This is a genomic window from Microbacterium sp. MEJ108Y (assembly GCF_000834175.1).
GTDB lineage: Bacteria > Actinomycetota > Actinomycetes > Actinomycetales > Microbacteriaceae > Microbacterium > Microbacterium forte.
The window spans coordinates 139,888-158,249 of the sequence record NZ_JXQX01000007.1 but is presented as its reverse complement, the minus strand read 5'-3'; the positions used below and the strand labels follow the sequence as shown (position 1 = coordinate 158,249).

At 67.7% G+C, this 18,362-nt stretch carries 18 protein-coding genes; 15 read left to right on the top strand and 3 right to left on the bottom strand.

Annotated features, from left to right (window positions below; all coding sequences use genetic code 11):
* The coding region (locus tag RU09_RS04095) for an ATP-binding cassette domain-containing protein (RefSeq protein WP_042537740.1) at nucleotides 1-1,197 on the top strand (1,197 nt) is incomplete at its 5' end.
* Here RU09_RS04095 and RU09_RS04090 read toward each other — a convergent pair.
* Nucleotides 1,187-1,837: a pentapeptide repeat-containing protein gene (locus RU09_RS04090; RefSeq protein ID WP_042537737.1), complete on the bottom strand. Its 651-nt coding sequence runs from the start codon at nucleotides 1,835-1,837 to the stop codon at nucleotides 1,187-1,189. The two genes, RU09_RS04095 and RU09_RS04090, sit on opposite strands and share 11 nt — an antisense overlap.
* A gap of 300 nt (nucleotides 1,838-2,137) precedes the next feature.
* Between RU09_RS04090 and ileS the strand changes: the two genes are divergently transcribed.
* Genes ileS through ndk form a run of 4 tightly spaced genes read left to right on the top strand, consistent with a single transcriptional unit; the run spans nucleotide 2,138 to nucleotide 7,680 of the window.
* Nucleotides 2,138-5,503 carry an isoleucine--tRNA ligase gene (gene ileS / locus RU09_RS04085; protein ID WP_042537735.1) on the top strand — a complete coding sequence of 1,122 codons (3,366 nt, stop codon included), beginning with the start codon at nucleotides 2,138-2,140 and terminating at the stop codon, nucleotides 5,501-5,503.
* Entirely contained in the window at nucleotides 5,500-6,852 is a 1,353-nt protein-coding gene (locus tag RU09_RS04080) for a bifunctional folylpolyglutamate synthase/dihydrofolate synthase (RefSeq protein WP_042537733.1), read from the top strand. The genes ileS and RU09_RS04080 overlap by 4 nt, the downstream gene beginning before the upstream one ends.
* Complete coding sequence (locus RU09_RS04075) at nucleotides 6,849-7,262, top strand: DUF4233 domain-containing protein (protein WP_042537786.1); 414 nt, start codon at nucleotides 6,849-6,851, stop codon at nucleotides 7,260-7,262. The genes RU09_RS04080 and RU09_RS04075 overlap by 4 nt, the downstream gene beginning before the upstream one ends.
* A gap of 1 nt (nucleotide 7,263) precedes the next feature.
* Nucleotides 7,264-7,680 (top strand): nucleoside-diphosphate kinase, encoded by a 417-nt coding sequence (gene ndk, locus RU09_RS04070; protein WP_042537730.1) that lies wholly within the window; start codon nucleotides 7,264-7,266, stop codon nucleotides 7,678-7,680.
* 72 nt (nucleotides 7,681-7,752) lie between these two features.
* On the opposite strand, the gene RU09_RS04065 is transcribed toward ndk, so the two are convergent.
* Nucleotides 7,753-8,370, bottom strand: a complete 618-nt coding sequence (locus RU09_RS04065; protein WP_042537728.1) for a vitamin K epoxide reductase family protein — start codon at nucleotides 8,368-8,370, stop codon at nucleotides 7,753-7,755.
* Between the two features lie 281 nt (nucleotides 8,371-8,651).
* Between RU09_RS04065 and RU09_RS04060 the strand changes: the two genes are divergently transcribed.
* The gene (locus RU09_RS04060; protein WP_042537725.1) at nucleotides 8,652-11,222 is read left to right on the top strand and encodes an Rne/Rng family ribonuclease; all 2,571 of its coding nucleotides are present in this window, start codon (nucleotides 8,652-8,654) and stop codon (nucleotides 11,220-11,222) included.
* Here the strand turns inward: RU09_RS04060 and RU09_RS04055 are convergent.
* A complete protein-coding gene (locus RU09_RS04055; RefSeq protein ID WP_042537723.1) occupies nucleotides 11,187-11,453 on the bottom strand; it encodes a DUF4031 domain-containing protein in 267 nt (88 codons plus the stop codon). The genes RU09_RS04060 and RU09_RS04055 overlap by 36 nt on opposite strands.
* 211 nt (nucleotides 11,454-11,664) lie before the next feature.
* On the opposite strand from RU09_RS04055, the gene rplU reads away from it, so the two are divergent.
* The 9 genes from rplU to rsfS all read left to right on the top strand — a co-directional run bounded on the left by rplU (nucleotide 11,665) and on the right by rsfS (nucleotide 18,362).
* The gene (rplU, locus tag RU09_RS04050; protein ID WP_072591411.1) at nucleotides 11,665-11,973 is read left to right on the top strand and encodes a 50S ribosomal protein L21; all 309 of its coding nucleotides are present in this window, start codon (nucleotides 11,665-11,667) and stop codon (nucleotides 11,971-11,973) included.
* Nucleotides 11,974-11,991: 18 nt separating this feature from the next.
* Nucleotides 11,992-12,249, top strand: coding sequence for a 50S ribosomal protein L27 (gene rpmA / locus RU09_RS04045; protein WP_028501603.1), 258 nt, complete (start codon nucleotides 11,992-11,994; stop codon nucleotides 12,247-12,249).
* Nucleotides 12,250-12,389: 140 nt separating this feature from the next.
* A complete protein-coding gene (gene obgE / locus RU09_RS04040; RefSeq protein ID WP_042537716.1) occupies nucleotides 12,390-13,892 on the top strand; it encodes a GTPase ObgE in 1,503 nt (500 codons plus the stop codon).
* Entirely contained in the window at nucleotides 13,889-14,674 is a 786-nt protein-coding gene (gene proB, locus RU09_RS04035; protein ID WP_042537714.1) for a glutamate 5-kinase, read from the top strand. The genes obgE and proB overlap by 4 nt, the downstream gene beginning before the upstream one ends.
* 9 nt (nucleotides 14,675-14,683) lie before the next feature.
* Complete coding sequence (locus tag RU09_RS04030) at nucleotides 14,684-15,937, top strand: glutamate-5-semialdehyde dehydrogenase (protein ID WP_042537711.1); 1,254 nt, start codon at nucleotides 14,684-14,686, stop codon at nucleotides 15,935-15,937.
* 66 nt (nucleotides 15,938-16,003) lie between these two features.
* Entirely contained in the window at nucleotides 16,004-16,228 is a 225-nt protein-coding gene (locus RU09_RS04025; protein WP_042537709.1) for a hypothetical protein, read from the top strand.
* Between the two features lie 6 nt (nucleotides 16,229-16,234).
* Nucleotides 16,235-16,837, top strand: a complete 603-nt coding sequence (gene nadD, locus RU09_RS04020) for a nicotinate-nucleotide adenylyltransferase (protein WP_042537707.1) — start codon at nucleotides 16,235-16,237, stop codon at nucleotides 16,835-16,837.
* Nucleotides 16,834-17,979 (top strand): hypothetical protein, encoded by a 1,146-nt coding sequence (locus tag RU09_RS04015; RefSeq protein ID WP_042537706.1) that lies wholly within the window; start codon nucleotides 16,834-16,836, stop codon nucleotides 17,977-17,979. The genes nadD and RU09_RS04015 overlap by 4 nt, the downstream gene beginning before the upstream one ends.
* Nucleotides 17,979-18,362 (top strand): ribosome silencing factor, encoded by a 384-nt coding sequence (gene rsfS / locus RU09_RS04010; protein WP_042537705.1) that lies wholly within the window; start codon nucleotides 17,979-17,981, stop codon nucleotides 18,360-18,362. Before RU09_RS04015 ends, rsfS begins: the two co-directional genes overlap by 1 nt.

The following is an 18,362-nucleotide window of genomic DNA, read 5'->3' as shown; positions in this document are numbered from 1 at the left end:
GTGGGCTCGGAGATCGCCGAGCCGCTTCGTCTGCACGGACTCGCGACCGGGCGGGCCGCGTTGCGCGAAAAGGTGCAGGACCTGCTGCACCGGGTCTGGATGCCCGACGCTGCCCGGCGGGCACGCCAGTATCCGCATCAGCTCTCCGGAGGGCTCCGGCAGAGAGCGCTGATCGCCTCGGCCATCGCGGCCGAACCCGCAGTCCTCGTCGCCGACGAGCCGACCACTGCGCTCGATGCCACCGTGCAGGCGAGGATCCTCGGGCTGTTGCGAGACATCGCCGATGCGGGCACCGCCATCGTGTTCATCAGTCACGACTTCGCGGCCGTGCGCAGAATCGCGGATCGGGTGCTGGTGATGCGCAACGGCATCGTCGTCGAGTCAGGGCCCGTCGATGAGGTGCTCGAGAAGCCGCAGCACGAGTACACCCGTCAGCTCATCGCCGCCACGATCCACGAGCCTCGCGCAGAGCGTGAAGGCACGGCCGAGCCCGTGCTCGTCGCCGCCGGGGTCACGAAGGCGTTCGGCGATCTCGTCGCGGTGCAGAACGCGTCGTTCTCCGTGGCCGCCGGACGCACACTCGGCATCGTCGGGGAATCGGGATCGGGCAAGACGACGCTGGCGCGAATGATCGTGGGCGTCGAGGATGCGGACGACGGAGGCCTGCGGTGGATCGGACAGCACCGGGTGCAGCTCGTGCACCAGAATCCTCTCGGTGCCTTCGACCCGCGATGGACGATCGGGAGATCGCTGAGAGAGGCGCTCGCCGCCGGGGGTGTGCCTCGTCAGCAGCGAGCGGCTCGAGTGGTGGAGCTTCTCGCCGAGGTCGATCTCGACCCGACGCTCGCGAGCCGCAGACCCATCGCCCTGTCGGGCGGGCAGCGTCAGCGCGCGGCGATCGCGCGGGCGCTCGCCGCAGAGCCCGAGGTGCTGGTTCTCGACGAGCCGGTATCGGCTCTCGACCCTTCGGTGCGTGAGAAGGTGCTGCAGCTCCTGCTGCGCCTCCAGCGCGAACGGGAGCTGACGATGATCTTCGTGTCGCACGACCTCGATGTCGTCGGCGCGGTGGCCGACGAGGTGCTCGTGATGCAGGACGGCGTGATCGTCGAGCAGGGAGCGGTCACCGACGTGTTCGCCGCGCCGCAGCATCCGTTCACCCGGGAGCTGCTCGAGGCGAACCGGCCCGTCAGTCCATGACCTGGATGCCGATCCCCGCCGCGAGCAGCGGCGCGAGCTGCTGCACCTGGAAACCGGTGAGCGTCGTGCCTCGCAGGCTGTTCGCATCGAGGAACGCAGAGGCGTCGAGTCCGCGGAGGTCGACGTGCCTGGCCCGCATCGCCCGGGTGTCGACCTCGTCAGAACGACTGCCGGTGAAGCCCACGCGCGTGAGTTCGGCCTGAGGCATGTCGAGGGTGCGGATGCCACAGTCGCGGATCTCGATGTCGGTGGCCTTCGCCGCCCCGAGATTGAGATAGTCGATGCGCACGTCGCTGAGCAGCAGCTCGTCGATGCGAGCGCTGCTCAGATCGAGCGTGCCGATGCGGCCCCCACTGATGCGCACGCGGCGGATGCTCGCATCCCGCATCTTGAGCGATGCGATCCGCACGCCGGTGAGGTCGACGTCGATGAGCGTGGCACCTGTCAGGTCGACCGCGTCGGCATCGGCGGCGACCGTGCACTGCTCGAGCGAGGCATGGGCGAGGTCGACCGTGCCCTCGAGATCGAGACTCGCTGCGATCAGATCGGCGCTGCGATGTGCTGCGGCGGGCGTGAACTCCCGCGGAAGGTCGGGCGGCGAGACGCGGGGAGCCACGGGGGATTCGGGGGAGCGGGCCATGCTTCGAGGGTAGGGGGTGGGTGCGACAGCGCCCAGAGTGCTCAGGAGGCGCACCCCCGCCGCCGCGCGTACAATGGAGACACGAGCATCGATCCGGACATCACCGGGGAGCTCTCGGAAGAACGGTCGGGCTCGCACGGGTCGACTCAGTAGAACCGAGCGGGGCAGGCCCGTCACAGCCGCAGTGAGAGTGGCTCCGCCGTGAGGCGCGGCACGCGAGGTGGTACCGCGGTTCCCCGGGATGAGATTCCGGACGGATCGTCCTCGCAGCAGCATCCGCCACGACTCCTGCGAGACGACATGACCTACCCGCGTTCCTCCTTCGGCCCCGCCGCCGACCAGGCTGCCTCCGTCGCACCGAGCCCTCGGTTCCCCCAGATCGAGCGCGAAGTGCTCGACTTCTGGGAGACCGACCAGACCTTCCGCGCCTCGATCGAGCAGCGCGAGGGCAACGACGAGTGGGTCTTCTACGACGGCCCGCCGTTCGCCAACGGCCTGCCGCACTACGGGCACCTGCTCACCGGGTACGCCAAGGATGTGTTCCCCCGCTTCCAGACCATGATCGGCAAGAAGGTCGATCGCGTCTTCGGCTGGGACACGCACGGTCTGCCCGCTGAGCTCGAGGCCATGAAGCAGCTCGGCATCACCGAGAAGAGCCAGATCGAAGAGATGGGCATCGACGTCTTCAACGCGAAAGCGAAGGACTCGGTGCTGAAGTACACGCACGAGTGGCAGGACTACGTCACGCGTCAGGCTCGCTGGGTCGACTTCGAGCGCGGGTACAAGACGCTCGACCTCGGCTACATGGAGAGCGTGCTCTGGGCGTTCAAGACGCTGTTCGACAAGGGGCTCGCCTACGAGGGCTACCGGGTGCTGCCGTACTGCTGGCGCGATGAGACCCCGCTGTCGGCGCACGAGCTGCGCATGGACGACGACGTCTACCAGAACCGTCAGGACCCGTCGGTCACCGTCACGTTCCCGCTGACAGGCGCGAAGGCCGAGGCCCTCGGACTCACCGCCGTGCGCGCGCTCGCCTGGACGACCACGCCCTGGACCCTCCCCACCAACCTCGCGCTCGCCGTGGGACCCGACATCGAGTACGTCGTGCTCCCGGCAGGTCCCGGTGGAGCGGCGGACGTGCACCAGATCGCCGGAACGGCGGATGCCGCAGTCGAGGCGTCCTCTCATCGCTACCTCCTCGCACGCGAGCTGCTCGGCGGCTACGTCAAGGACCTCGGCTACGAGAGCCTCGACGACGCGCTCGCCGCTGTCGACGCGACGGTGCGAGGAGCCGACCTGGAGGACGTCACCTACGACCGACTCTTCGACTACTACGCCGACGCCGAGACCTACGGCACCGAGAACGCCTGGCGCATCCTGGTCGACGACTACGTCACCGTCAGTGACGGCACCGGCATCGTCCACCAGGCTCCGGCCTACGGTGAGGACGACCAGCGGGTCGCCGGTGCCGCCGGCATCCCGACGATCCTGTCGCTCGACGACGGCGGGCGCTTCCTGCCGAACGTCACAGACGTCGCCGGCCAGCTCTGGATGGATGCGAACACGCCGCTCATCCGTCTGCTCCGCGCCGAGGGACGACTGCTGCGCGAGCAGAGCTACGTGCACTCGTACCCGCACTGCTGGCGCTGCCGGAACCCCCTGATCTACAAGGCCGTGTCGAGCTGGTTCATCCGTGTCACCGACATCAAGGACGACCTGCTCGCGAACAACGAGCAGATCACCTGGGTGCCCGAGAACGTCAAGCACGGCCAGTTCGGCAAGTGGCTCGAGGGGGCGCGCGACTGGTCGATCAGCCGCAACCGCTACTGGGGCTCGCCGATCCCGATCTGGAAGAGCGACGACCCGGAGTACCCGCGCATCGACGCATACGGCTCTCTCGAAGAGATGGAGCGCGACTTCGGCACGCTGCCGCGCAACCCCGAGGGCGAGATCGACCTGCACCGCCCCTACATCGACGACCTCACGCGTCCGAACCCCGACGACCCCACCGGCAAGAGCACGATGCGCCGCATCGAGGACGTGTTCGACGTGTGGTTCGACTCGGGTTCGATGCCGTACGCGCAGGTGCACTATCCGTTCGAGAACCAGGAGTGGTTCGACACGCACGCACCCGCCGACTTCATCGTCGAGTACATCGGGCAGACGCGTGGCTGGTTCTACGTCATGCATGTGCTGTCGACCGCGCTCTTCGATCGTCCGGCCTTCACCGGTGTCAGCTGCCACGGCATCGTGCTGGGCAACGACGGCTACAAGATGTCGAAGTCGCTGCGCAACTATCCGGATGTCTCCGAGGTGCTCGACCGCGACGGCTCCGACGCGATGCGCTGGTTCCTCATGTCGAGCTCCGTGCTGCGCGGTGGCAACCTCGCGGTCACCGAAGAGGGCATCCGCTCGGGCGTCCGCGAGTTCCTGCTTCCGCTGTGGAACTCGTGGTACTTCTTCGCGACGTATGCGAACGCGGCCAAGCCGGGCGGCTACGAGGCGACCTGGCGCACGGACTCGACCGACGTGCTCGACAGGTACATCCTGGCTCGGCTCGGCGACCTCGTGCGCGACGTGCGGGCGGACCTCGAGGGACTCGACTCGACGACGGCGTCCGCTCGTCTGCGCGACTTCGCCGAGGTTCTCACCAACTGGTACATCCGCCGCTCGCGCGACCGGTTCTGGGAGGGCTCGAACACCGAGGCCTTCGACACGCTCTACACCGTGCTCGAGACCCTGACCCGCGTCGCGGCTCCGCTCGTGCCGCTCGTCAGCGAGCGCGTCTGGCAGGGGCTCACAGGCGGACGCAGCGTGCACCTGCAGGACTGGCCTGACGCCACCGCATTCCCCGCCGCCGACGAGATCCGGAATGCCATGGATGCCGTCCGCGAGCTCTCGAGCGTCGGCAACGCGTTGCGCAAGAAGGAGAAGCTGCGCGTGCGTCTGCCGCTCGCCCGCCTCACGGTCGTGTCACCGCTGGCAGGGACGCTCGGCCAGTTCGAGGACATCCTCCGCGAGGAGCTCAACGTCAAGTCGGTCGAGCTCGTCCCGCAGTCGGAGACGACTGCTGCGGACTACGGCATCAGCCACCGGCTCAGCGTCAACGCGCGTGCCGCTGGCCCGCGGCTCGGCAAGAACGTGCAGACCGTGATCAAAGCCGCGAAGGCAGGCGACTGGTCGGAGAGCGACGGCGTCGTCACCGCGGGCGGTATCGCTCTCGAGCCGTCGGAGTACGAGCTCGCACTCGAGACCGCCGGTCGTCCGGAGGGCGAGGCTCTCGCCCTCGTGCCGACGGGGGGCGTCGTGCTGCTCGATACGCAGACGACACCCGAGCTCGAGGCGGAGGGACTCGCCCGCGACGCGATCCGCGTCGTGCAGGAGGCCCGCAAGAACGCTGACCTCGACGTGAGCGATCGCATCGTGCTCGCGCTCAACGTGAGCCCGGACGACGCCGAGGCGCTGCAGGCGCATGCGGAGCTGATCGCAGGGGAGACCCTGGCCGTGGCGTTCGCTGTGCAGGCCACCGACGAGATGAACGCTCTCGTGCAGGACGTCACCAGCCCGGGAGGCGGCGTGTTCCGCAGCGGGGCGACCGCGCTGGGCGCCGACAAGCGTCCGATCATCGTCACGATCGACACGAACATCGAGGAGCCGAGCGCATGAGCGCACGTGACAGGGCGGATGCCGTCTACGAGACGCTGCTGAGCCGCGCGGGGGAGCGCTGGGTGCAGCCGCGCAAGGAGCGCACCGCGCGCATCCTCACATACCTCGACGACCCGCAGCGCACCTATCGCGTCGTGCACATCACGGGGACCAACGGGAAGACGTCGACGGCTCGGATGATCGAGACTCTGCTTCGGGCGCACGGGCTGCGCACCGGGCTGTTCACGAGTCCTCATCTCGAGCGCTTCACCGAGCGGATCATGATCGACGGCGAGCCGATCGAGGATGCCGCCGTCGCCGACGCGTGGGATGAGATCGAGCCCTTCGTCGAGATCGTCGACGCCGAGCTCGAGGCCGCAGGGGAGGAGCCGCTCACGTTCTTCGAGCTGCTCACCGTGCTCGCCTTCGTGGCCGTGGCCGATGCCCCTGTCGACGTGCTCGTGCTCGAGGTGGGCATGGGGGGCGAGTGGGACTCGACCAACACGGCGGACGGCGACGTGGCGGTCTTCGCGCCCATCGACATCGACCACGCGGATCGTCTCGGAGGCACGATCGCCGAGATCGCGACGGTCAAGGCGGGGATCATCAAGGAAGGCGCGGCCGTCGTCTCGGCGCAGCAGCCCGCAGAGGCCGCTGAAGTGCTGCGTCGCGTCGCCGCCGAGAAGAACGCCACGATCGCGTTCGAGGGTGAGGAGTTCGGACTCGCCGACCAGAAGCTCGCCGTCGGTGGACAGCTGTTGACCATCCGCGGACTCGCCGGCGCCTATGTCGAGGAGTATCTGCCGCAGTACGGTGCTCACCAGGGGCACAACGCCGCCCTCGCGGTCGCCGCCGTGGAGTCGCTGATCGGAGGCGCCGAGCAGCCGATCGCCGCCGACATCATCTCCGAGGGGCTCCAGGGAGCGACCTCGCCCGGACGTCTTCAGCTGCTGGGGATCGCTCCGACGGTGATCGTCGATGCCGCGCACAACCCGCACGGCGCCGCCGCGCTCGTTCTCGCGATGGACGACAGCTTCGACTTCGACGAGTGGGGCGTCGTGCTGGGTGTGCTCGCCGACAAGGACGCCGCCGGCATCGTCGCGAAGCTCGCACCTGCAGCAGCGCACGTCTTCGCCACCGCGCCGGAGTCCGACCGCGCGAGCGACGCGGATCTCATCGCCGACCTCGTCGAGGCGACGGGACAGCGTGCGACCGTCCATCCGACCCTCGCTGAGGCTGCTGATGCCGCACGGGAATGGGCGGCATCGTCCGATCGCCGAGCCGTCGTGATCGCCGGGTCGGTCGTGCTCGCGGGCGAGGCGATCGCCCTCGCCGAGGCAGAGGACTGGAAGTCCGGGTGGCGCGCATGACCGCCGTCTCCCCGTCTGCGCGTCCTCCGCGTCCGCCCCGCACGCTCGTGCAGAAGCTGGCGCCGATCGTGCTCGGGTTCGAGTCGATCGTCGTCTTCCTCGCGGGTCTCACGGTCTTCGGTCTCAAGTCGCTGCCTGCCGGCATCCCGCAGTGGTGGGGGATCGTCGGCGGTGCGGTCGTGGGACTCGCCTGCATCGCCGTCGCCGGGATGGTCACGAAGCCCTGGGCGATCACCGCAGGGTGGATCCTGCAGGTCGTCATCGCGCTGGCGGCTATCCTGGTGCCCGCGATCCTGCTCGTCGTCGTGGTTTTCGGCGGCATGTGGGGGTATGCGACGATCATGGGGGCCCGATTGGACGCACGACGTCCTGACGGGCCCACGACCGAGACTCAGACAGAGAGTGAATGACATGGCCACCGAAGAAACCCTCGTCCTCGTAAAGCCCGATGGTGTCGCCCGCGGCCTCACCGGCACGATCCTGGCTCGCATCGAAGCGAAGGGATACTCCCTCGTCGACATCCGCCTGGTCGAGCCCGACCGCGACCTGCTGGCCGAGCACTATGCCGAGCACGAGGGCAAGCCGTTCTACGAGCCGCTCCTCGAGTTCATGCTCTCAGGGCCGTCCGTCGCGATCCGCCTCGCGGGCAACCGCGTGATCGAGGGCTTCCGGTCGCTCGCCGGCACGACCGACCCCACCACCGCCGCACCCGGTACGATCCGTGGCGACTTCGGTCGCGACTGGGGCCTCAAGGTGCAGCAGAACCTCGTGCACGGCTCGGACAGCCCCGAGTCGGCCGCACGCGAGCTCGGCATCTGGTTCGACTGACCGATCCGCTCACGACGAAGCCCGCCGCACGAGATCGTGCGGCGGGCTTCGTCGATTCAGGGGTGAGAGGAATCAGAAGATGATGCGCGCCATCTCGCCGAGGAAGTCGAGACCCTGCAGCTGAGCCATCACGATGATGATCGCGTAGGCCAGGATGGTCGCCAGCGGAACCCAGACCATGAGCTTGTCCGCACGCGACTGGGCCTTCTCGCTCTTGGTGAACGTGCCGTTCCGAGTGAGATGCAGCATGGTCGCGAAGAACGTCGGGATGGTCACGGCCCAGGTCACCATGCACCACGGGCACAGCACTCCGAGGTTCGATGCATACAGGCTCTGGCCGATCAGCCAGCAGACGAGTCCGAATGCGAACGTGATGCCGGCACCGAACGCAGCCCAGAACCAGCGGGGAAAGCGGGCTCCAGCGAGGATCGCGACCCCGACGACCAACGGCGCCATCCACCCGGTCAGTCCGAGCAGCGGGTTGGGGAAGCCGAAGATCTCGCCCTGCCACGAGCCCAGGTTCTTGCTGCACTGGATGAAGGGGCTGACGTCGCAGGCCAGGGCATCGGTCGGGTTCTCGAGAAGCACGAACTTCTCGACCGTGAGCTGGAAGGCGGCGAACCAGCCGATGACGCTCGCGATGATCAACCACACGGCATAGACGACGGGGCGGGTGCGCTGCTCGCTCATGTCTGGATTCTCTCAGCGATCGCTATGTATCGGGCGTGAGCGCGCCGGAGAAAACGACTCAGTGCCCCGACGATGCCGCGAACCGGCGCACTTGGTGCGATAATGGCCTGTGATGCATCGCTCGACCCTGTCGCGGCGGGCATCGACGCAGACTTCGGGGCCGTATGCCCCTCGTGATCAGAGCCATGAGCCGGTCGCACACCGAATGAGTTCGCGGCACCTGCGGGTGCCGCATGAGAGTTAGCGGAACACGAAGTGTCCGCGCGAGGAGCAAGCCAGAGATGGCCGATGACAACAATGACTACGACGCCCCTACCCTCGACTTCTCTGCGGATGCTGACGCACCCGCAGAGGTAGTCGCCGACGCTCCGGAGGCCGACGGCACGTCCGATGCTTCGGAGGACGGCGCGGGTTCGACCGCTGAGCCCTCTCCGGCGGAGGAGACTCCTGCTGCGGATGCTCCTGCTGAGGATGCTCCTGCTGCGGATGCTCCTGCTGAGGACGCACCTCCTGCGGAGGCTTCCGCCGAGGCAGCTCCTGACGCTGAGGCTCCTACTCCTGCCGCTGAGGCTCCTGCCGCTGACGCTCCTGCCGCTGAGGCTCCTACTCCTGCCGCTGACGCTCCTGCTGCTGACGCTCCTGCTGCTGACGCTCCTGCCGTCGACGCTCCCGCGGCCGAAGCCTCTTCTGAAGAGACCGCTGCTGAGCCTGCCCAGGAGAAGCCCGAGGCGCCCCAGCCCCTCACGGCCGTGTCGCTGGGGCTGCTGCCCGAGGTCTTCGTCTCTCAGGTATCGACGCAGCTGCACTTCTACGCTCCCGAGGTCCTTCCGCTCCCGGCCCGTCCGGGCCGCGAGCGCGTGTTCGACCGCATCGCCGAGCGGGAGCCGGAGGAGCCGGCCGGCCGCCGTGGCCGCCGCCGTCGCGGTGGTTCCGACGATGTCGAGCAGCGCGAGCCGCGTGAGCAGCGTGACGAACCTCGCCAGCCCCGCCAGCGCGTCGTCGAGTACATCACCGAGCCCAAGGCGATCAAGGGTTCCACGCGCCTCGAGGCGAAGAAGCAGCGCCGTCGCGACGGACGGGATGCCGGTCGTCGGCGTCCGGTCGTCACCGAGGCGGAGTTCCTCGCGCGTCGTGAGTCGGTCGACCGCAAGATGGTCGTCCGTTCCAAGAACGGCCGGACGCAGATCGGTGTCCTCGAAGACGGCGTGCTCGTCGAGCACTATGTCGCGCGCAACCAGGACGCCTCGCTGATCGGCAACGTCTACCTCGGCCGCGTGCAGAACGTGCTGCCGAGCATGGAGGCCGCGTTCGTCGACATCGGCCGTGGCCGCAACGCCGTGCTCTACTCCGGCGAGGTCGACTGGGATGGCGTCGAGACCGGCAACCAGCCGCGTCGTATCGAACTCGCGCTCAAGGCGGGCGACCGCGTCCTGGTGCAGGTCACCAAGGATCCGATCGGCCACAAGGGTGCCCGTCTGACCAGCCAGATCTCGCTTCCGGGTCGCTACCTCGTGTATGTGCCCGGCGGATCGATGAACGGCATCAGCCGCAAGCTGCCCGACAACGAGCGCACGCGCCTGAAGCGCATCCTCAAGGAGGTTCTCCCCGAGTCCTCCGGGGTGATCGTCCGCACGGCGGCCGAAGGTGCCACCGAAGACCAGCTCACTCGCGATGTTCAGCGGCTCACCAGCCAGTGGGAGCACATCCGCAAGCAGGTCGAGAGCCAGCAGGCGCCGGCGCTGCTGCACGCCGAGCCCGACCTTCTGGTCAAGATCGTCCGCGACGTCTTCAACGAGGACTTCACGAAGATGCTGATCCAGGGCGAGGACGCGCAGCGCACCATCCGCGCCTACCTCGAGAGCGTCGCACCCGATCTGCTCGAGCGCGTCGAGTCGTACGAGGACGAGAGTGATCCGTTCGATGTGTTCCGGATCACGGAGCAGATCGAGAAGGCGCTCGATCGCAAGGTCTGGCTGCCGTCCGGTGGCTCGCTGGTCATCGACCGCACCGAGGCCATGACGGTCGTCGACGTCAACACCGGAAAGTTCGTCGGCTCGGGCGGAAACCTCGAAGAGACGGTCACCAAGAACAACCTCGAGGCCGCGGAGGAGATCGTCCGCCAGTTGCGTCTGCGCGATATCGGCGGCATCATCGTCGTCGACTTCATCGACATGGTGCTCGAATCGAACCGCGACCTCGTGCTGCGCCGCCTGATCGAGTGCCTCAGCCGTGACCGGACGAAGCACCAGGTCGCCGAGGTCACTTCGCTCGGCCTCGTGCAGATGACCCGCAAGAAGCTCGGCCTCGGCCTGCTCGAGACGTTCAGCGAGGCGTGCGACGTGTGCGCCGGTCGTGGCGTCATCGTGCACCACGACCCGGTCGTGAAGCACCGCTCGAGCAGCAATGGCAATGGCAACGGCAACTCGCAGTCCAACCGTCGCCAGCGCGGCGGCAACGGCCAGTCGCAGAACTCGGCGCCCGCCGCGGTGACGACGCACAGCATCCCCGAGGGGGCGAAGTCCGCGCTCGCGCAGATCGCGGCCTCGACGCGCGTTCCGAACGCCGACGAGCCGACGGAGGTCGCCGCTCCCGCCGCGGAGACGACGACGGAAGCCCCCGCCACGCAGGAGCGAGCCAAGAAGCCCCGCAAGAAGCGCGGATCCGACCGCAAGTCGCCCAAGTCCCCGGCTGAGGCGCTGCTCGATTCCGTGCTCGATGCGCTTCCCGAGCCGAAGGCTCCGGGGCAGGGACGCGGTCGTCGCCGTGTCTCCACCGCCGCGCTCACCGGCACGCCCATCTCCGTGAACTCGGAGCCGTCAGCGCCGGTCGCGGGCGGGGACTCGCAGTCCTGAGGCGATCAGTCGCCTGACCAGCTCCTTGCCGCCGACATGCTGTGCGCCGGCGGCGAGGAGCCGGGGGATGAGGTCTTCGGGGACGTCGTAGTGGTCGAGGTCGAAGGCGCGTGCAGGAACGTCGTGCGACCTCGCGAAGGCGTGCAGCTCCTGCAGGCTGTCGTCGCTGACGAGATGGGCCCACAGGCGCCCGTGTGCGGGCCAGATGGGGTCATCGACGAGAACGGTCATTCGTTCAGCCTATGACCGGACACACCAGGCGGCGCGTTTTGCCACAGTGTCCTGCATCCGGTAAAGTAGTCCCTTGGTGCGTATGCCGCGTCGTCCTGGACGGTCGAAGCGGAGAGTCTTGCGTTCGTGCCCGTCGCCCAGCGTCGCATGCAAGCAACAGTCTTCCCGTGAGATATCGGAGCCGCGAGCTCCCCAACGAAACAGGTATGAAGTGGTTTACGCAGTAGTGCGCGCCGGTGGGCGGCAGGAGAAGGTCGAGGTCGGCACGATCGTTCAGCTCGACCGTGTCAAGGCTGCCCAGGGCGAGAAGATCGAGCTGGCCGCAGTGCTGCTCGTCGACGGCGCCTCGGTGACCACCGACGCCGACTCGCTGGCGAAGGTCAAGGTCACGGCAGAGGTCATCGGCAACCTCCGCGGCCCGAAGATCATCATCCAGAAGTACAAGAACAAGACCGGCTACAAGAAGCGCCAGGGCCACCGTCAGGAGCTCACGCGCGTCAAGATCACCGGCATCAAGTAAGACCGAGGAGACCAGGACATGGCACATAAAAAGGGCGCAAGCTCCACCCGTAACGGTCGTGACTCCAACGCTCAGCGACTTGGCGTCAAGCGCTTCGGTGGACAGCAGGTTCTCGCCGGCGAGATCATCGTCCGCCAGCGCGGCACGCACTTCCACCCCGGCGTGAACGTCGGCCGCGGTGGCGACGACACCCTGTTCGCTCTGGCCGCCGGTGCGGTGCAGTTCGGCGCGAAGGGCGGCCGCAAGGTCGTCAACATCGTCGCCGCTGCTGAGTGATCACAGCACGACAGTAGTCATGCGATTCGGGGCGGGCTTCGGCCCGTCCCGAATTTGCGTTTTCGGCGGGACATGTGCTCCCGGCCGAATCGCCGGCCGAACTCTCGGTTCCGGCCGAGTTCTTTATTGAGGAGAGAGACATGGTCAGTTTCGTCGACACCGTGACGCTTCACCTGCGTGCGGGCAAGGGCGGCAACGGCTGTGTCTCGGTGCACCGCGAGAAGTTCAAGCCGCTCGGCGGCCCCGATGGAGGCAACGGCGGTGACGGCGGCGACATCGTTCTCATCGCCGACACCCAGACGGGCACGCTTCTCTCGTACCACCACTCGCCTCACCGCAGCTCCGGCAACGGCGGACCCGGCATGGGCGACCACCGTGCAGGGTTCATGGGTGAGGACCTCGAGCTTCCCGTTCCCGTCGGCACCGTGGTCAGGAACGCGGCCGGCGATGTTCTGATCGACATGATCGAGCCCGGCGAGCGATTCGTCGTCGCGAAGGGCGGCCATGGCGGACTCGGCAACGCCGCGCTGGCGACGCCGAAGCGCAAGGCGCCCGGATTCGCGCTTCTGGGCACCCCGGGAGACGAGGGCGATGTCGTCCTCGAGCTCAAGACCGTCGCAGACGTGGCTCTCGTCGGCTATCCCTCTGCAGGCAAGTCCAGCCTGATCGGTGCGATCTCGGCGGCCCGCCCCAAGATCGCCGAGTACCCGTTCACCACGCTCCACCCGAACCTCGGTGTCGTGCAGGCGGGGGAGTCGCGCTACACCGTCGCCGATGTCCCCGGACTCATCGAGGGAGCGAGCGAGGGGCGTGGTCTCGGACTGGAGTTCCTCCGCCACGTCGAACGCTGCACCGCACTGCTGCATGTGCTCGACTGCGCGACGCTGGAGCCCGGTCGTGACCCGATCTCCGACCTCGACGTCATCCTCGGCGAACTGGCCGCGTACGAGGTCCCCGAGGGGCAGACTCCGCTGCTCGAGCGACCCCAGCTCATCGCGCTGAACAAGATCGACGTGCCGGAGGCCCGCGACCTCGCCGATCTCGTGCGTCCGGACCTCGAGGCTCGCGGATTCCGCGTCTTCGACATCTCCACCATCTCGCACGAGGGCCTGCGCCAGTTGACCTATGCGCTCGGCGATATCGTCGACGCACACCGCGCAGAGCTCGCCGCGACCGAGGTCCCGCGTGAGCGCGTTGTGCTTCGCCCGCGCGGCCCCAAGAAGGGCTTCGAGATCCGGGTCGAGGGTGGCAGCTACGGCAACATCTATCGCATCCTGGGCGAGAAGCCCGTCCGATGGGTTCAGCAGACCGACTTCCAGAACGAGGAGGCCGTGGGTTATCTCGCGGATCGCCTCGAGAAGCTGGGCGTCGAAGACGAGCTCTTCCGCCTCGGTGCAGTGCAGGGATCCACGGTCGTCATCGGCGAAGGCGAGAGCATCGTCTTCGACTGGGAGCCCACCATGACGTCTGCGGCCGAACTCATGACGGCGCCCCGCGGAACCGATCCGCGCCTGGCGCCCAACGCCCGTCGCACCACCTCCGAGCGTCGTGAGAACTACTACGAGCGCATGGATGCCAAGGCCGAGGCTCGCGCCGAGGTCGAGGCTCAGCGGCTCGCGGCCTACCGCGAGGACGGGGAGTGACCGCTCGCACGAGGGCGGATCTCGCCACAGCCTCGCGGATCGTCGTCAAAGTCGGGTCCTCATCGATCAGCGGTGAGTCGTCATGGCGGATCCCCGTTCTGGTCGAGGCGCTGGCCGCGGCGCACGCGCGCGGAGCAGAGGTGATCCTCGTCTCCTCCGGAGCGATCGCCACAGGCATTCCGTTCCTGCGTCTCGACGCCCGCCCGACCGACCTGGCCACGCAGCAGGCCGCGGCCGCGGTCGGACAGAACATCCTGGTCTACCGCTATCAGGAGTCTCTGCGTCGCTTCGACATCGTCGCGGGGCAGGTGCTGCTCACGACGGGCGACCTCGAGAACCCGACCTCGCGCAGCAATGCTCGGCGGGCCATGGAGCGACTTCTCGGTCTGCGCATCCTGCCGATCGTGAACGAGAACGACACGGTCGCGACGCAGGAGATCCGCTTCGGCGACAACGACCGACTCGGAGCGCTCGTCGCGCAGCTGATCGAGGCCGACGCTCTGGTCCTGCTGAGCGACATCGAGTCGCTCTACACCAAGCCGCCGTCCGACCCGACAGCCGAGCCCATCGACGTCGTCGCCCCCGATGCCGATCTGTCGGGACTCGAGTTCGGATCGACCGTCGTCAACAGCGTCGGCACCGGAGGAGCCGCGACCAAGGTCTCGGCCGCTCGCCTGGCTGCCGCGTCCGGGATCGGCGTGCTCGTGACGAGTGCCGACCTGGTCGACAAGGCCCTGTCCGGGGCCGACATAGGGACCTGGTTCGAACCCGCGCTCTCCTAGACTGGGCGGATGACCGACCAGACCCCCCAGACGCGCCTGGAGCTCGCCAAAGAGGCGTCCCGCGCCACGGCCAGGCTGACCAGCGATGACAAGGCCCGGGCTCTCGAGGCCATCGCGGTGGCTCTCGAGCAGAATGCTGCCGCGATCATCGCGGCCAACGGTCGAGACATCGAGCGAGGTCGGTCCGACGGCATCGGGGAATCGCTGATCGACCGGCTGCGCCTCGACGAGAAGCGCGTCGCCGCTCTCGCCGCGGCAGTCCGCCAGGTCGCGGCCCTGCCCGACCCCGTCGGTCGCGTCGTCGGAGGGCATCGGATGCCCAACGGCGTGGCACTGGAGCAGGTGCGGGTGCCCTTCGGAGTGGTCGGCGCGATCTACGAGGCGCGTCCGAACGTCACCGTCGACATCGCCGCGCTCGCGCTGCGCTCGGGCAACTCCGTGGTCCTGCGCGGTGGCAGCGCCGCACGAGAGTCGAACACCGTGCTCGTCGAGATCATGCGCGGCGCGCTGCAGGCTGCGGGCGTCACGCCGGAAGCGGTGCAGACGGTCGACGACTTCGGTCGAGACGGCGCCACGGCATTGATGCACGGACGCGGGTTCATCGACGTGCTCGTGCCCCGGGGCAGCGCGGGCCTGATCGAGACCGTCGTGACCGAGGCCACCGTCCCCGTGATCGAGACAGGCGCAGGCAATGTGCACATCGTGCTCGACGAGAGCGCTCCTGACGACTGGGCGCAGGACATCGTGGTGAACGCGAAAGTGCAGCGTCCCAGTGTCTGCAACGCCGTCGAGACGGTGCTCGTGCTCCGTCAAGCCGCACCGCGGCTCGTGCCGCTCGTCGCGAGCGCACTGCAGAGCGAGGGAGTCGCGATCCACGGTGACGACATGGTGGCGGGGCTCGTCTCGAACGTGATCCCGGCGACGGAAGACGACTGGGCGACGGAGTACCTCAGTCTCGACATCGCGATCAAGGTCGTCGACACCCTCGACGATGCGCTCGACCACATCCGTCGCTACAGCACCGGGCACACGGAGTCGATCATCACCACCGATTCGCGCAACGCTGAGCGATTCCTGGCCGAGGTCGACTCGGCGGTCGTGATGGTGAACACGTCCACTCGGTTCACTGACGGGGGAGAGTTCGGGTTCGGCGCCGAGGTCGGCATCTCGACGCAGAAGCTGCACGCGCGAGGACCGATGGGGCTTTCCGAGCTGACCAGCACGAAATGGCTGGCGCGTGGGGCAGGGCAGACGCGCGGCTGAGGGCTAGACTAGGGGGCGCTGTGGCTCTTCGTGAGTCATGCCCGCCAGCCACGAAACGGAGTCAGGATGAATCTCGTCGCACAGATCGCGATGGTCGCTGCCGAAACCGAGCACCACGGCAATGTGCAGCTCGAGACGCTGATCTTCGGCGTGATCGCCATCATCGTCTTCGCCTTCCTCGGCCTGGTCACGCTGTCGTACAAGAACGTCGCCAACCGCCACTCCGCCAAGGCCGACGCCTGGGCGGCGAAGCACGGCAAGGACGGCCACGAGGCAGGGCACGGCCACTAGGCCCGTATGAACGACACGACCTCGCGTCCTGCGCGCATCGGTGTGATGGGCGGCACCTTCGACCCCATCCACCATGGCCACCTGGTCGCCGCGAGCGAGGTCGCCCACTCCTTCGATCTCGACGAGGTCGTCTTCGTCCCCACCGGACACCCATGGCAGAAGTCGGATGTCACCCCCAGCGAGCATCGCTACCTGATGACGGTGATCGCCACTGCATCCAACCCGCAGTTCACGGTGAGCAGGGTGGACATCGACCGTGAGGGGCCGACCTATACGATCGACACCCTTCGCGACCTGAAGGAGAAGCGCCCCGACGCAGAGCTCTTCTTCATCACCGGTGCCGACGCCGTGGCGCAAATTCTCAGTTGGAGGGACCATGATGAACTGTGGGAGTTGGCCCACTTCGTCGCGGTCTCGCGTCCAGGACACGTTCTGAGCACTGACGGCCTCCCCAGCGACAACGTCAGCCAACTGGAGGTGCCGGCGCTGTCCATCTCGTCGACGGCCTGCCGCGTGCGGGTCCGCGACGACGAGCCGGTCTGGTACCTCGTCCCCGACGGAGTCGTTCAATACATCGCGAAGCATCATCTGTATCGGAGCAAGGCATGAGTACATCGGATCAGCAGGGTCACGGTCCGCTGACGCGAAAGCAGCTGCGTGAGATCCGGCTGACGGGTTCCACGCCGGTCATCTCGGTGGAGGAGGCTGCAGCTGCGGCTGCCGTCGCGGCTCCACCCGTGCCGCCGAAGCCAGAGGCGCCCGAGTCGACCACGGTCGAGCCCACCCCGCCGGCCCGGTCAGGCGCGAGCGACACCGAGGGGGAGACCTCCCACGGGACTGTGGGGCTGACACGTCGACAGGTTCGCGAGCGCGAGCGCGCCGCGACGGGATCGGTTCCTGTCGACGAGTCCGATGCTCCTGAGGGATCGGCCCCCGAGAATGCGGCCGAAGAGACGCAGCCCGTCGAGCCCGCATCCGAGCCGAAGACCGAGACTCCCGCGTCCTCTGCATCCGATGATGATGACGAAGACGATGACGACACTGCTGTCGAGGGCCTCCCCGCTCCCGTCAGTGCTTCGACGTCCGTCGAGGCCACGGATGACGACGCTCAGACCGCTCCCGAAGCGGGCGACACCTCTGCGGCCGTGGCCGAACTCGGCATCGACGCAGATCCGGCCGATGCGAACGACGACGTCCTGGCCGATGTGGCCGAGTCCGATGACGTCGACATCGCCGAAGGGGAGCGCCCGACGGTGAACTCCGCCTTCGGGCAGGAGCTGCTCACCGACGGCGCAGAGACCCGCAAGCCCTTCTCACCGTCGTTCGACGAGCTTCTGACCGTCGGTGACTCGACCGGATCGCAGCATCTGGCTCCGAACACGCTCATCTTCAACCCCTCCCCGGGAGACGGGTCGCTGTCTGGCCCGGTCGCCTCCACGGGGGAGATCCTCGTGACCGGCTCGTACGAACTGCCCAAGGGCCTCGGTTCGCAGGGTCACGCGCACGGCACCACAGACGGCAAGGATGTGGACGCCGTGCTGATCGACGGCGAGCTGCCTCCGGCATCGTCGCCCACGCCGATCGCCGCCAGTGCGGCCGTCAGCACCATCAAGCCCGCCGGTGAGGTCATCCGCCCACCCGCCCCCGAAAAGGGCAACAAACTCATGCTCATCCTCGCGATCGTGGCGGGTGGTCTTGCGCTCGCGCTGGGCGTTTCCCTGATCGTCGCCTTCAACTCGAATGTGTTCTAATGCAGTCACCTGAAACCGCCGAAGAGATGCTCCAGCTCGCGGCCGACGCCGCCGTCTCGAAGGGCGGTGAAGATCTCGTCGCCCTCAACGTGTCGGAGCCTCTTCCGCTCGTCGACATCTTCCTGCTCGTCACCGGAAACAGCGAGCGGAACGTCGCCGCCATCGCCGATGAGATCGAGGACAAGCTCATCGAAGCCGGCCACAAGCGGGTCCGCCGTGAGGGTCGTGCGGAGGCCCGCTGGGTGCTCCTCGACTTCGGCGACCTGATCGTGCACGTCTTCCACCAGGAGGAGCGGGTCTACTACGGCCTCGAGCGCCTGTGGAAGGACTGCCCTGTGGTGCCGTTCGAGCTCGCAGACTCCGCTGCAGCAGACCGCGACTGA

Coding starts and splice junctions, on each gene's coding strand:
- RU09_RS04090 (WP_042537737.1), bottom strand. CDS start 1,837: ATGGCCCGCTCCCCCGAATCCCCCGTGGCTCCCCGCGTCTCGCCGCCC.
- ileS (WP_042537735.1), top strand. CDS start 2,138: ATGACCTACCCGCGTTCCTCCTTCGGCCCCGCCGCCGACCAGGCTGCC.
- RU09_RS04080 (WP_042537733.1), top strand. CDS start 5,500: ATGAGCGCACGTGACAGGGCGGATGCCGTCTACGAGACGCTGCTGAGC.
- RU09_RS04075 (WP_042537786.1), top strand. CDS start 6,849: ATGACCGCCGTCTCCCCGTCTGCGCGTCCTCCGCGTCCGCCCCGCACG.
- ndk (WP_042537730.1), top strand. CDS start 7,264: ATGGCCACCGAAGAAACCCTCGTCCTCGTAAAGCCCGATGGTGTCGCC.
- RU09_RS04065 (WP_042537728.1), bottom strand. CDS start 8,370: ATGAGCGAGCAGCGCACCCGCCCCGTCGTCTATGCCGTGTGGTTGATC.
- RU09_RS04060 (WP_042537725.1), top strand. CDS start 8,652: ATGGCCGATGACAACAATGACTACGACGCCCCTACCCTCGACTTCTCT.
- RU09_RS04055 (WP_042537723.1), bottom strand. CDS start 11,453: ATGACCGTTCTCGTCGATGACCCCATCTGGCCCGCACACGGGCGCCTG.
- rpmA (WP_028501603.1), top strand. CDS start 11,992: ATGGCACATAAAAAGGGCGCAAGCTCCACCCGTAACGGTCGTGACTCC.
- obgE (WP_042537716.1), top strand. CDS start 12,390: ATGGTCAGTTTCGTCGACACCGTGACGCTTCACCTGCGTGCGGGCAAG.
- RU09_RS04030 (WP_042537711.1), top strand. CDS start 14,684: ATGACCGACCAGACCCCCCAGACGCGCCTGGAGCTCGCCAAAGAGGCG.
- RU09_RS04025 (WP_042537709.1), top strand. CDS start 16,004: ATGAATCTCGTCGCACAGATCGCGATGGTCGCTGCCGAAACCGAGCAC.
- nadD (WP_042537707.1), top strand. CDS start 16,235: ATGAACGACACGACCTCGCGTCCTGCGCGCATCGGTGTGATGGGCGGC.
- RU09_RS04015 (WP_042537706.1), top strand. CDS start 16,834: ATGAGTACATCGGATCAGCAGGGTCACGGTCCGCTGACGCGAAAGCAG.
- rsfS (WP_042537705.1), top strand. CDS start 17,979: ATGCAGTCACCTGAAACCGCCGAAGAGATGCTCCAGCTCGCGGCCGAC.